Genomic DNA, 13,465 nt, shown 5'->3' with positions numbered 1-13,465 from the left:
CCCCCATGCCAGATGTGATCGGTACGCTGCGCGTACTCTCCCCCGTGCCCGGAACGGCGCTGTCCCTCGACACTGTGCCCGACCCCGTCTTCTCCCAGTCGATGGTCGGCCCCGGGGTCGCCGTCCACCCCGAGCCCGGACAGGAGGGCGGCCAGGAGGGCGTCCAGGACGCCGTGTCCCCCATCGCGGGGACCCTGGTCAAGCTCCATCCCCACGCGTTCGTGGTGATGGCGCCCGACCACCGCCGGGGCGTGCTCGTCCACCTGGGCATCGACACCGTCCAGATGGCGGGGGAGGGGTTCACCCTCCTGGCCGCCGAGGGCGACGAGGTCGAGCCGGGCACCCCTGTGGTGCGCTGGTCGCCGGGTTCGGTGGCCGCGCAGGGGAGGCCGTCGGTGGTCCCGGTGGTCGCCCTGGACGCCTCGCCCGACGCGCTGGGCGAGGTGGTCAGCGGCTCGGTCGCCCGGGGGGACGCCCTCTTCACCTGGTCCTGAACGATCTCCTGCGCGCGGACCCGGACCCGCGCACACCGCTCGACGGAGCCCCGAACCGCCGCCACGCGCGCCCGCGTGGCGGCGGTTCCGCCTCCGGGCCTGCCGCAACGGGTATTTTCGGCGGCGAACCCACGATTTCGCCGGAGATGAAGTCCGCCATGAAACTGTCCGTTCCGCACGCCCTGGCCCCGGCCTGCGTGGGACTCGCACTGATCGCCACCGCATGCACCACAGAGGAGGTGGGTTCCTCGCACGAGGACCGCGAAACCCAGCCGTCGGCCGAGGCCGAACCCTTCGAGCCCGTGCTCGCACCCCGGCTGCTCTCCGAGATGGACCTGGACGACAAGATCGGCCAGCTCCTCGTCCTGACCGCCCAGGGCACCTCGGCCGCCGAGAACGCCGCCCAGATCGAGGCCTACCGGCCCGGCGGCCTCATCTACTTCGACGCCAACCTCACCGACGCCCAGCAGATCGCCACCATGTCGGCGGGCGTGCAGGACCTGGCCGCCGAACAGGGGCAGGGCGTTCCGCTGTTCGTCGGCATCGACCAGGAGCAGGGCCTGGTGGCCCGGCTGCCCGTGGGCACCCGCTTCCCCGACGCCATGGCCGTCGGCGCCACCCGCGACACCGAACTGGCCGAGCTGCGCGCCTCCACCACCGCCGAGGAGCTCACCGCCCTGGGCATCAACCTCAACTACGCGCCCGACGCCGACGTCAACACCGATCCCGACAACCCGGTCATCGGCATCCGCTCCTTCGGCTCCGACCCCGACCTGGTCGCGCAGATGGCCGTCGCCGAGTCGGGCGCCTACTCCGGCGCCGGTGTGGTGTCGGCGGTCAAGCACTTCCCCGGGCACGGCGACACCGACGTGGACAGCCACAGCGGCCTGCCCGTCATCGACATGCCGCGCGAGCAGTGGGAGGCCGAGCACCTGCCGCCGTTCCGGGCGGCCATCGACGCGGACGTGGACGCCGTCATGACCGCCCACGTGCTCATGCCGCAGCTGGACGGGAGCGAGGACCCCGAGCCCGCCACCATCTCCCCGGAGCTGATCGACGGCATCCTCCGCGGCGAACTGGGCTACGACGGCGTGGTGACCACCGACGCCCTCAACATGGAGGGCGTGCGCCAGCGCCACTCCGACGGCGAGATCGCCGTGCGCGTGCTGGAGGCGGGCGTGGACCAGCTGCTCATGCCGCCGGACCCCGCCGCCGCGGTGTCCGCGATCCGCGAGGCGGTCGAGCAGGGCCGCCTGAGCGAGGAGCGCATCGACGAGTCCGCGCTGCGCGTCCTGGCGCTCAAGGAGAAGCGCGGGGTCCTGGAGGCCGAACCGGTGGACCCGCAGGGCGCCGCGGCGGTCCTGGAGGACCCCGGGCACGCCGAGGCCGCCCAGCGCGTGGCGGACGCCTCCGCGACGCTGCTGCGCAACGAGGGCGACCTGCTGCCCCTGGCCGAGGGCAGCGGTGTCCGCGTCCAGGGCGTGGGCGCGGAGCAGATCTCGGCCGCGCTCACCGAGGCCGGTGTCGACGTGGTGGAGAGCGGGGCCGACGCCGTGGTCGTGGGCACCGGGGGCGGCAGCGGGGCCTCGGAGCAGAGCGGCCTGGTCCAGGCCGCGCGCGCCGAGGGGCTGCCGGTGGTCGTGGTGTCCCAGGGCACGCCCTACGACCTGGCGGCCTTCCCGGAGGCGGAGGCGTTCGTGGCGGTGTACTCGTCCGTGGACGTCTCGCGGGCCGCCGCCGCGCGGGTCATCGCCGGACAGGTGAAGCCCTCCGGGAAGCTGCCGGTGGACATCCCCGCGGCCGACGTGGAGATCGGTACCGGGCTGACCACCTGACCGGCCGGGTTTCGCCGGGGGTTGAAACGGGCGGGGAACGGGAAGAACGCTTCCCCGCCCGACCCGCGGGCGTCTGGGGGAGAGGTCACCGACGACCGGAGGAGGGGATCGGATGGACGGCACCCGGCGAGGGGTCATCTGCGACTGGGGTGGTGTCCTCACACCGCCGCTGCCCGTGGGCATCCGGGCCTGGCTGCACGCCGACCGCATCGACGTCGAGCACTACCACGAGGTCATGCGCCCCTACTTCGACGGCAGCGTCGAGGGGGAGAACCTCGTGCACGCCCTGGAGCGGGGCGAGATCGACACCTGCGCGTTCGAGCGCGAGCTGGCGGCCCTGCTGCGCTGCACCCACGGCGGTCCGGTGGTCGCCGAGGGGCTGATCGACCGCATGTTCTGCGAGTTCGACCCCGTGCACGACATGTACGAGGCCCTGCGCGAGGCCAGGACCGCCGGGGCCGCGACCGCCCTGCTGTCGAACTCCTGGGGCAACTGCTATCCCCGTGAGCACTTCGACACCACCTTCGACGCGGTGGTCATCTCGGGCGAGGTGGGGATGCGCAAGCCGGAGCACCGCATCTACCTGCACACCTGCGAGCGGATCGGCCTGCGTCCCGAGGACTGCGTGTTCATCGACGACCTGGAGCACAACGTCCGCACGGCCGAGGAGCTCGGGATGACCGGCATCCTGCACAGCGACGTGGACACCACGCGGCTGGAGCTGGAGCGCTTCCTGGCGCCGGACGGCGACGGCGCGCCCCCGGTGCCGGGGGAGCGGGCCGCCTGAGCCCGGGGTTTGGCACACTTGGTGTGTTCAGCCCACATCCTGGAGAGCCGCTCGCATGTACGTCTTCCTGCCCAGCACCATCCCCGCCCTGGCTCGCCTGCTGGAGGAGGGGCGGCTGGAGGGCGTGCCGCTGACCGCGTTCGCGGCCGACCCCGGCCCGGACGAGGACGTGGAGGAGGCGGAGTACGAGGCGATGTACGCCGCCGCGGGGGAGTCGCTGGCGCTGCTGGCGGCCGACCCCGGCGCTCCCCGGCGACGGGTGGTGCTGGCGGCGAACATGCCCGACCAGGTCGTCGAGCGCGCTGGCAGCGCGGGGCGGGGCGTGGCCCGGGTGAGGGTCACCGGGGCCGTTCCGTTCAAGAAGCTGGCGTCGGCCCACGTGGACGACGCCGACGCCGCCGCGGACGTGGCGGCGTCGGTGCAGGACCCGGATTCGGGCGCGGTGGAGGACCACGAACTGATGTGGTTCGCGGTCCAGGAGCTGCGCTACCTGGTCGACGAGGCCACGACCACGCAGCCGTAGGGCGAGGGCCGACGGCTCGCTGCCGGGGCCGTGCTGCTTCCCGTCTGGCCTTCCCCGGACCGGAAGCAGCGCTTCTACACCGAATGCTTCCAGGGACCGAGCGCGCCCGCACGTACCCGGCACACACCACGTTCGGCGTCGACCTCCAACGAGAACTCGTCCAGCTCGGGCCAGCCCGCGTTCTCCAGCAGGGCGTGGACCTGAGTCAGCTCCTCAACCAGGTCACGGGTGCCGCCGCCGGTGGTCGACCCATCGGGCCACACGTAGGCCCAGGAATCATCGGTCCCGAGCGCGACGATCGTGGCGTGACCTCCCCGCCAGGGGTTGCCACCGAGGTCGATCGAGAATCCTGGAGCGGCCAGCACGAGACGGGTCAGCAGGTCGCGGTCGATCAGTTCCTGGGAGCCCAGTGGGAAGTGTCCATCGCGTTCGCTTTCGCAACCCACACCGGGAAAGCGCTCTGAGGGAACGCGCTGAGTGCGGTCGCGCATGAACGAGGCATCCCGTACAAACGGTCCGCTCAGCGGCGTATCGCCGGAAAGCGCCACGATCGGCGTAGGGCCGCGTGAGTCGTAGGTTGCCCACGGCAGGACGATTCGGCCGTCTTTCACGAGGCCTGCCGTCCACCCCTCGGGGACGCGACGCACCGCACAAGTCGCGATGACCGCGTCGTACATTCCCTCGGGTGGTACCGCTCCAGCGGTGACCAGCACCCCTGTTCCGGTGAGGCGTTCCCTGGCGTGCGAGGCTACGGCGGTGTCGATCTCTACCGAAGTCACTGAGCCGGTGGGGCCGACCAGGGAGGAGAGGATGGCGGCGTTCCAGCCGGTTCCGGTGCCGATCTCCAACACTCGCATCCCGGGGCTCACCCCAGCCGCCTGGATCATGTCGGCCATCACCTGAGGCGCTGACGAAGACGAGGAGGGTCTGTTGACCGGGCCACTGCCCCCGTCATTGGCCTGGGTGATCACGGCGTCGTTGTCGTAGACGAGCCGTGTCCAGCGCTCGGGGGCGGCGGAGCGGAAGAGCGGCAGCCCGGAGATGCCAGGCCAGACCATATCCGGGATGAAGTGGTGGCGGGGATGGGCCGCGAACGCGGTCCGGATCGGCTCCGTGGTCTTCAGTTCCTCGACCAGCCGTGCATGCGGGTTCTCAGGGCTCACAGGTAGCCTTTCCCATCGCAGATCGGGCAGTCGACCAGTTCCTTACCCTTCCACGGACCTTGGCCGTCCTTGTCGACCCACACTTTCTTGGCCCCGTTGCAGTTCGGGCATTCTGCCGCGCACGGGGCGGTGGGGCGGACTGCCGGTGCGGTGCTCCTACTCGGTGCCATGGTGGCCATGCGCGTACTCCTGAACGTAGAAGAAGGGGTGGGATCGGCTTTTTCGCCGATACGCCGTCACAGGTACGGGAACCTTCGTACTGACAGTGACGACGTTACGGTTCACGGTCCCCGGCCAGAAGTGACCTCTGGTACGGGTATCCGCAGCTCAGGAGCCACGTATGCCCCCGCCCCGCAAGAGAACTCTGACCGTCGGTCAGGGAAAGACAGCAGGCACCCGTAGCGGCCTGGTGTCCGGGTACGTCCTACGCCTCGTGCGTGAAGGACTCGTTCTGTCCCAGGAAGGACTCGCCGAGCGACTGTCGGTTTCTCCCGACACACTCGCCGCATGGGAGACCGGGCGTCGCCCGCTCACCGCTGTCCCCACAAGTCAGTTGCTCACGCATCGGCACAGGCTGCTTCGCCTGGGCGCTCAGCCCTCATTCCTGTCCGTGCTCAACAGGGCGTTGGAAGCAGACGTGCTGCTCGCCATGCTTCTCAGAGCCGATCCCGAGGCCCTGGGGGGATGGGTATTTCAACGCGACTTGGTAGAGCTCATGATGTGGCCCGTCACCGGCCACCCTCCGGAGCCCTTGAAAGCTCTGCCCACACGGTCCCGACGCGGCCCCTCCAGCGACCGGCCGACATTGACAGCCGATGAACACGAGCGGCTGCTAGCGAACCTGCGGCGTATCACGGAGACCGCCGACGACTTTCTTCTTCGCCGTCAAGCCCTTTACCTGTGTGGATACGACACGGCACCAGACGCTGCGGACTGGCTCAGGGAACAGCAGCGCCGCTCAGCTCCCAGGGATGTCCTCTCACGGTGGCTGGCAGAGCGCTCAGTGGCCTCCGTCGCCACCAGACACGGTGACAGGGACCGGCTTGCCCGCTTCGTTTCCACAACCCTGGTGGACGATGACTGGGGCGAAGCCGCCAATCTCGCTTACTGGGCCTACTGGATGGGGGAGACCGGTCCGGAACTCACCGACGACTTCATGGCTACAGGCCACGTCGGTCCTTGGGGTGGCCATCGCCTCTACCAGCACTTGCTGGATCGGCTCGCCCCCGAGCACGGCTATCTCGACCTGTATGTTCACACCATGTGGGCGCTGATCGAGATTAAACCCCACCTGTTGCGGAATGCCGAACCCCTGGCTGAGCGGGTGGGGTTGTTGTTGGATAGCAGGGACGTGTCGGCGTCGGCACGCCGCGAACTCGACGGCATTCGGTACGCGATCCGCCTCGCCAAGGCGTAGAAGGCAGGTTTCTCATGGACGAAACCACCCGCACCGCCCGGTTCCTGCACGAAGCCGGAACGCTCAAGAACCAGCGCCGCACGGGGTGGTGGATGGCGGGCGTTCGCGACCCCGAGTCCGTCGCCGAGCATTCCTGGCGCACTTCCCTCATCGCTTCGGTTCTCGCGGCTATGGAGGGTGCGGACCCCGCGCGTACCGCGTTGATCGCCACCTGGCACGACACCGGGGAGACCCGCAGTGGTGATGTCAACCACCTCGGCAGGAAGTACGTGAACGGCTCAGCCGATCCCCGAGAGATCGCCGCTGACCAGACCGCCGGTCTGCCCGAACCGGTGGCGGAGATGGTGCGCGGTGCGGTCGAGGAGTACGAGGCCCAGGAGACAGCTGAGGCGGTGTGCGCCAAGGACGCCGACAAGCTGGAGTGCCTGGTGCAGGGAGTCGAATACAGGTCCCAGGGACATGATTCGGCGCAGCGATGGATCGACAACTCCAGGGCGCGGATCAAGACCAGGAGTGGACAGGCATTGGCGGACGCCGTGTTGGCGGGGGAACCCCTGGACTGGCTGCGGTCCGCGATGGGGGAGCAGGGATGATCCTCTTCTGCCGGGGGGAATGTGGCCGTGCCGTTGGGCGGTGCCACGGTGGGAGAGTGGCGCCGCCCAACAGCAGGGACACGGATCCGCTCACGTGCACGGCTTATGGCTGAGGGCCCGCGCACGTACAGGGTCTGTGGCCGGGCTCTGCTGCACGCTCTACAACCCCCTGTCTTCTGGAAGGCGGGTACGTGCACGTTCGTACCACCCCCAGCAGCCGGGTCCTGGAAACGGTTCTCACAGCGTGGGGTGGTGGCTAAGCCGCTTATCACGCACTTCGCGGACGTGCTGTTGACCGCGGCACTGGAGGACCGGGGCGAAGCACGCGATGCGCTCACCCTCAGGACAACCGACGTGCGCGTCGCGTGGTCCCCAGCACTGGAGAAAACCCCTACGTCCGGGCAGGGAGCCCCAGCTCTACGGCCAACCCCCACACCCCTACCCAGCACTGGCCTTTTCCGTTTGAACCCCGCCGTGTCTGAGGAGGGCAGCACCGCGCGCGCTCAACCACCGGAGGGTCGGGGTTCAAACCCCCCTCGGGCCGAGGTTCAAATCCCCCAGGCTGGGGTTCAACCCCCACCGGCTGACACGAGGGGACCATGCACGCCCGCCCCCCTCGGGTTGAGGCCAGCGCGACCACACACCCTCCCGGCAGCACCCGGACGGAGGTTTCCGCCCTCATGCGCCCATACGGCAAGATGGAGGGGCCCCACCCCCGTCGCGTCCCGAGGAGTTCGCCATCAGCCGCCTGGTGCTATGGAACATCGACCTCACCCTCCTCGACGTGGGACGGGTGACGAGGGCGGCCTACGCCGAGGCCTTCGAGAAGGTCACCGGTGAGCCCCTCGTCTACCTGACCTCGTCGGCGGGCCGGACCGACTCGGAGATGTTCTTCGAGTTCTGCGCCCGCAACTACGTCGACGTCGAACCCGACACCGGCTCCCTGGGCGAGTTCCTCGACGCCCTGGAGGAGTCCTTCGGCAACCGCTCGGACGAGCTGCTCTCCAAGGGCCGCGTCATGCCCGGCGCCGCGGCCTCGCTGGCGGCGGTGGCCTCCATGCCCGACACCGTCCAGACCGTGGTCAGCGGCAGCACCCGCGCCAACGCCACGGCCAAACTGGTCGCCTTCGGACTCGACACCTACCTCAACCTGGCGATCGGCGGCTACGGCTCGGTCAACTACCCCAAGTCCAGCCTCATCCAGTCCATCCGCCTGCACGCCGCGGGCGAGGGCGGCCGGGTCTACCCCGAGGAGGAGACGGTCTTCATCACCGACTCCGCCCCGGACGTGCGCGCCGCCGTGATCGGCGGCGCGACCCCGGTCGCGGTGCTCAACGGCTCGACCACGGAGAGCCAGCTGCGCGAGGCCGGAGCGGTCGTCGTCCTGCCCGACCTGACCGACCCCCGGGCCGTGATGACCGCGGTCCTCCAGGCAACGGATCGGTAACGACATGTCCCCCTGTGTGGGGGGTAGGTGGTGGTCCGTGTACGCAGTAACCGATCACCGCAATCTGTTTCTAACACTCCGCAACCGCCCTGTAACGGTGTTGGACCTGTCCCCGGGCCCGAAAGCCAGTAGCCTTGGCACCGGGCGGGGCGGGGACAACGAGGTCCGGCGCCCCGCGACCCCAATCCGAACCACCACGGTCGTGGGCTCCTTGCGGCCCAGGGAGTTCACACCGAATCACGCAGTCGCCCAGAAGTTCACAGGTCGTATGACCGGTCGTTCTGCCAGCACTCGTGCGACGTTGCTCACAAAGGAGTGAGAGATCCCTATGTCCGGGCAATCCGACGTCCAGCTCCAGAAGCTGCTCAGTGAGGCGGCCGCCAAGTGGTCCCCCGGGGCGCGCATCAGCCCCGAGGAGGCCGACGCCGTCCGCCGCTTCCTCCCCGTGTACTACCGCCACACGGACCCCGAGGAGATCAGCGGCCGTTCCGCCGAGCAGATCTGCGGCGCGGCCGAGGCCCACCGCTCCTTCGGCGCCCGGCGCGCCGCCGGACGGGCCAAGGTCCGCGTCTACACCCCCGACGCCGAGCGCGACGGCTGGGACCAGCAGACCGGCGTCGTGGAGATCGTCACCGACAACGCCCCCTTCCTCGTCTCCTCCGTCACCATGGCCCTCAGCGACCTCGGCGCGGGGGTCCGGCTGATCATCCACCCCCAGACGACCGTCGTCCGCGACCTGGAGGGCCGCCTGGTCCGGGTGGAGCCGGAGACCGGCGGCGAGGGCCTGCTGCCGATCGACGAGTCCTGGATGCACATCGAGATCGACCCGCAGCCCGACCCCGAGCGCCTGCGCGAGATCACCGCCCGCGTCGAGTCCGTGCTGGCCGACGTGCGCTACGTGGACGAGGACGCCGGCAAGATGAGCGACCGGGCCATCCGGATCGCCGACGAGCTGGCGGCCTACCCGGACCGGCTCGTGGCCGGGGGAGTGGACCCGCGCGAGATCGGCGAGAGCGTCGACTTCCTGCGCTGGATCGCGGGGCGGCACTTCACCTTCATGGGCTACCGCGAGTACACCCTGGTCACCGACGAGAACGGCGACGACTCCCTGCGCCCCGAGCCCGGCTCGGGCCTGGGCATCCTGCGCATGGACTCGCCCGCCTCCACCAGCTTCGCCGCCCTGCCCCCCGAGATCCGCGGCAAGGCCCGCGAGCCCTACGTCCTGGTCCTGACCAAGGCCAACTCGCGCGCCACGGTCCACCGCCCCAAGTACCTGGACTACATCGGCGTCAAGAAGTTCGACGCCCAGGGCAACATCGTCGGCGAGCGCCGGTTCCTCGGCCTGTTCACCTCCCAGGCCAGCACCACCAGCATCGCCCAGATCCCCATCATGCGCCGCAAGCAGGCCGAGGTGCTGGCCCTGGCCGGGTTCGAGGCCGACAGCTACGACGGCAAGGACCTCATCGAACTGCTGGAGACCTTCCCCCGCGAGGAACTCCTCCAGATCCCCGTGGGCGAGCTGTACAACATCGTCCGCGGCGTCCTGCGCCTGCGCGACCGGCGCGGCACCAAGCTGTTCATGCGCCGCGACCCCTACGGCGGCCGGTACATGTCCTGCTTCGTGTACATGCCGCGCGACCAGTACAGCACCCGGGTGCGCCTGGACATCCAGAACGTCCTCGCCGAGGCCTTCCACGGCGCCACGATGGACCACAACGTGCTCATCGGCTCCGCCCCGCTGGCCCGCCTGTACCTGGTGGCCCGGGCCCGGCACGGGCGCACCCTCGCCGACATCGACCAGGTCGCCCTGGAGGAGAAGGTCCGCGAGGCGGCCCGCTCCTGGGACCTGGACCTGGACGACGCCCTCGCCGCGGCCTTCGGCCCCGTGCGCGCCACCGAGTTCAAGGAGCGCTACTCGGGCGGCCTCACCGAGGCCTACAAGGTCGACAACAGCCCCGCCACCGCGGCGGGCGACATCCGCGAGCTGGAGAAGCTCCTGGCCCGCACCGACCCCGGGCGGCGCCACGGCGAGTTCTCCGCGGTCCTGTACCAGCGCGAGGACGCCGACCCCGGCTGCTGGCGGTTCCGCCTCTACCGGATCGGCGAGCCCATCTCGCTCTCGCGCGTCCTGCCCGTCCTGGAGAACCTGGGCGTGGAGGTCGTCGACGAGTGGCCCTACGACGTCACCGTCCGGGACGTGGGCCGGGTGTGGATCTACGACTTCGGCCTCGGTCCCATCCCCGAGTCCGACCTGGCCCCCGAACGGCTCAAGTGCCTGTTCGAGGAGGCCTTCGACGCCTCCTGGCGCGACCTGGGCGAGAGCGACCGCTTCAACGCCCTGGTGGTGCGGGCCGGCCTCGACTGGCGCCAGCTCACCGTGCTGCGCGCCTACGCCAAGTACCTGCGCCAGACCGGGTCCACGTTCACACCCGAGTACCTGGCCGACGTGCTGGTGGCCAACGTCGGGATCGCCAACCTGCTGGTCGAGCTGTTCGAGACCCGCTTCGACCCCGACCAGCCCGGCGAGGGCCGCGACGAGCGCGCCGACGTCCTCGTCGGCAAGGTCGAGGGCGAACTGGAGGCCGTGGCCAGCCTGGACCACGACCGCATCCTGCGCTCGTTCCTGGCGGCCATCCGCGCCACCCTGCGCACCAACCACTACCAGGGCCACCCCTACCTGGTGCTCAAGCTCGACCCGCAGGAGATCCCGGACCTGCCGCACCCGCGGCCCCGGTTCGAGATGTACGTCTACTCCCCGCGGGTGGAGGGCGTGCACCTGCGCTTCGGCGCGGTCGCCCGCGGCGGACTGCGCTGGTCGGACCGCTTCGAGGACTTCCGCACCGAGATCCTGGGCCTGGTCAAGGCCCAGATGGTCAAGAACTCCGTCATCGTGCCCAGCGGCGCCAAGGGCGGCTTCGTGTGCAAGCGGCTGCCCCAGAACGGCACCCGCGACGAGGTGATGGCCGAGGTCGTGGCCTGCTACAAGCAGTTCATCAGCGGCCTGCTCGACGTCACCGACAACCTCGTGGACGGCGAGACCGTGCACCCCGAGCGCACCGTCCTGCACGACGGCGACGACTCCTACCTCGTGGTCGCCGCCGACAAGGGCACCGCCACCTTCTCCGACACCGCCAACGCCATCTCCACCGAGCGCGGCTTCTGGCTCGGCGACGCCTTCGCCTCCGGCGGCTCGGTCGGCTACGACCACAAGGCCATGGGCATCACCGCGCGCGGCGCCTGGGAGTCGGTCCGGTTCCACTTCCGCGAGATGGGCGTGAACGTGCAGGAGGAGCCGTTCACCGTCGTCGGCATCGGCGACATGTCCGGCGACGTGTTCGGCAACGGCATGCTGCTCTCCCGGCAGATCCGGCTGGTCGCGGCCTTCGACCACCGCCACGTCTTCCTGGACCCCGACCCCGACCCGCACACTTCCTGGGTGGAGCGCAAGCGCGTCTTCGACCTGCCCCGCAGCACGTGGGAGGACTACGACCCCAAGCTCATCTCCGAGGGCGGCGGCGTGCACCCGCGCACGGCCAAGTCCGTGCCGGTCACGCCGCAGGTGCGCGAGGCCCTGGGCATCGACGAGGGGGTGCACAGCCTCACACCGGACGAGCTGATCCGGTGCGTGCTCACCTCGCCCGTCGACCTGCTGTGGAACGGCGGCATCGGCACCTACGTCAAGGCCGGTACCGAGACGCACGCCGACGCGGGCGACAAGGCCAACGACCAGCTGCGCGTGGACGCCGCCGATCTGCGCGTCAAGGTGGTCGGCGAGGGCGGCAACCTGGGCCTGACCCAGGACGCGCGGATCGAGTTCGCCCGCGCGGGAGGCCGGATCAACACCGACTTCATCGACAACTCCGCCGGTGTGGACACCTCCGACCACGAGGTCAACATCAAGATCATGCTGGACCGCGAGGTGCGGTCGGGCAAGCTGGACAAGGCCGACCGCGACCAGCTGTTCATCGACATGACCGACGAGGTCGCAGAGCTGGTCCTGGACAACAACGACGCGCAGAACACCGTGCTGGCCGCCGCGCGCAAGCAGGACGGCCAGATGCTGCACGTCCACGGCCGGTACATGCGCCACCTGGAGCGCACCAGGGTGCTCAAGCGCAAGCAGGAGGACCTGCCCTCCGACAAGACGATCGCGGAGCGGCGCGCGGCGGGCAGGGGCCTGACCAGCCCGGAGTTCGCCACGCTGCTGTCGTACACCAAGATCAGCCTCAAGGACCAGCTCGACCTGTCCGACCTGGCCGAGGACCCCTACCTGAACGACACCCTGACGGCGTACTTCCCGACGCCCCTGCGGTCGGAGCGCTTCGCCGAGGGCGTGCACTCCCACCCGCTGCGCCGGGAGATCATCGTCAACCAGGTCGTCAACCAGATGGTCAACCGCTCCGGTCTGACCTTCGCGTTCCGGCTCAACGAGGAGCTGGGCTCCAGCTCCGCCGACATCGCCCGCGCCTACCTGGTGGTGCAGGACGTGCTGGGGCTGCGCCGGTTCTGGAGCGGGCTGGAGGAGCTGGACCACGAGATCTCGATGGGCAGCCAGCTCGTCCTGCTGCTTGAGGCGCGCAAGCTCGCCGAGCGCTCCGCCCGCTGGCTGCTGCGCAACCGCACCTTCCCCTTCGACATCAGCAGCGAGATCGGTTACTTCGCCGACGGCGTGGGCGAGCTGCTGCCGCAGCTGGTCGAGCTGCTGCGGGGCCGCGACCGCGAGGCCTTCGTCGAGCGCCGCGACCGTTACACGTCGATGGGCGTGCCGACCGAGCTGGCCGAGCGGGTGGCCGTGATGGTGCCCGCCTACTCCACCCTGGACCTGGTGGAGATCGCCCAGCGCACCGGCCGCCCGGTGGAGAAGGTCGCCGAGCTCTACTTCGAGCTGGCCGACCGGCTCAACATCAGCTGGTGGCGCGAGCGCGTCATCGACCTGCCGCGCGACGACCGGTGGGTGACGACGGCGCGCTCCTCGCTGCGCGACGACCTGTACGCGGCGCACGCCGACCTGACCGCGCGGGTGCTGGAGAGCGGTCCGGCGCAGGAGCCCTCCGAGCTGATCGCGGCGTGGATCGAACAGAACAGCGACCGGGTGCAGCGCGCCGGGATCACGCTGTCGGAGATCCAGGAGAACGAGCGCTTCGACCTGGCCACGCTGTCCGTGGCGCTGCGGTCCTTCCGCGGCCTGGTCGACTAGCGCCCGGGG

9 protein-coding genes and 1 pseudogene are annotated in these 13,465 nt (G+C 70.0%); 9 read left to right on the top strand and 1 reads right to left on the bottom strand.

Annotation, left to right across the window (positions count from 1 at the left end; genetic code table 11):
• Positions 1–5 precede the first annotated feature (5 nt).
• The 4 genes from PV789_RS23310 (at position 6) to PV789_RS23295 (ending at position 3,639) form a co-directional block, all read left to right on the top strand.
• Positions 6–494: a PTS sugar transporter subunit IIA gene (locus tag PV789_RS23310; protein ID WP_274974561.1), complete on the top strand. Its 489-nt coding sequence runs from the start codon at positions 6–8 to the stop codon at positions 492–494.
• A gap of 158 nt (positions 495–652) precedes the next feature.
• Positions 653–2,329, top strand: a complete 1,677-nt coding sequence (locus tag PV789_RS23305; protein WP_274974560.1) for a glycoside hydrolase family 3 protein — start codon at positions 653–655, stop codon at positions 2,327–2,329.
• Positions 2,330–2,441: 112 nt separating this feature from the next.
• On the top strand, positions 2,442–3,116 hold the full coding sequence (locus tag PV789_RS23300; protein WP_274974559.1) for an HAD family hydrolase: 675 nt from the start codon (positions 2,442–2,444) through the stop codon (positions 3,114–3,116).
• Positions 3,117–3,171: 55 nt separating this feature from the next.
• Positions 3,172–3,639, top strand: coding sequence for a DUF6912 family protein (locus PV789_RS23295; protein WP_274974558.1), 468 nt, complete (start codon positions 3,172–3,174; stop codon positions 3,637–3,639).
• Positions 3,640–3,713: 74 nt separating this feature from the next.
• Here the strand turns inward: PV789_RS23295 and PV789_RS23290 are convergent, their stop codons facing one another.
• The gene (locus PV789_RS23290) at positions 3,714–4,802 is read right to left on the bottom strand and encodes a methyltransferase domain-containing protein (protein ID WP_274974557.1); all 1,089 of its coding nucleotides are present in this window, start codon (positions 4,800–4,802) and stop codon (positions 3,714–3,716) included.
• A gap of 340 nt (positions 4,803–5,142) precedes the next feature.
• Here PV789_RS23290 and PV789_RS29830 point away from each other — a divergent pair.
• The 5 genes and pseudogenes from PV789_RS29830 to PV789_RS23270 form a co-directional block, all read left to right on the top strand.
• Positions 5,143–5,322 (top strand): annotated as a pseudogene (locus PV789_RS29830) (transcriptional regulator); the annotation flags it as partial.
• A gap of 117 nt (positions 5,323–5,439) precedes the next feature.
• Positions 5,440–6,219 (top strand): hypothetical protein, encoded by a 780-nt coding sequence (locus PV789_RS23285; protein ID WP_274974556.1) that lies wholly within the window; start codon positions 5,440–5,442, stop codon positions 6,217–6,219.
• Positions 6,220–6,233: 14 nt separating this feature from the next.
• Positions 6,234–6,812, top strand: a complete 579-nt coding sequence (locus PV789_RS23280) for an HD domain-containing protein (RefSeq protein ID WP_274974555.1) — start codon at positions 6,234–6,236, stop codon at positions 6,810–6,812.
• A gap of 751 nt (positions 6,813–7,563) precedes the next feature.
• Entirely contained in the window at positions 7,564–8,259 is a 696-nt protein-coding gene (locus PV789_RS23275; protein WP_274974554.1) for an HAD family hydrolase, read from the top strand.
• A 328-nt stretch (positions 8,260–8,587) separates the two neighbouring features.
• Positions 8,588–13,456 carry an NAD-glutamate dehydrogenase gene (locus tag PV789_RS23270; protein WP_274974553.1) on the top strand — a complete coding sequence of 1,623 codons (4,869 nt, stop codon included), beginning with the start codon at positions 8,588–8,590 and terminating at the stop codon, positions 13,454–13,456.
• Positions 13,457–13,465: the final 9 nt, after the last annotated feature.

This window comes from Nocardiopsis camelliae (genome assembly GCF_028993595.1).
Lineage (GTDB): Bacteria > Actinomycetota > Actinomycetes > Streptosporangiales > Streptosporangiaceae > Nocardiopsis > Nocardiopsis dassonvillei.
The sequence above is the reverse complement of the archived record's forward strand: the minus strand, read 5'-3'. Positions and strand labels throughout refer to the sequence as shown.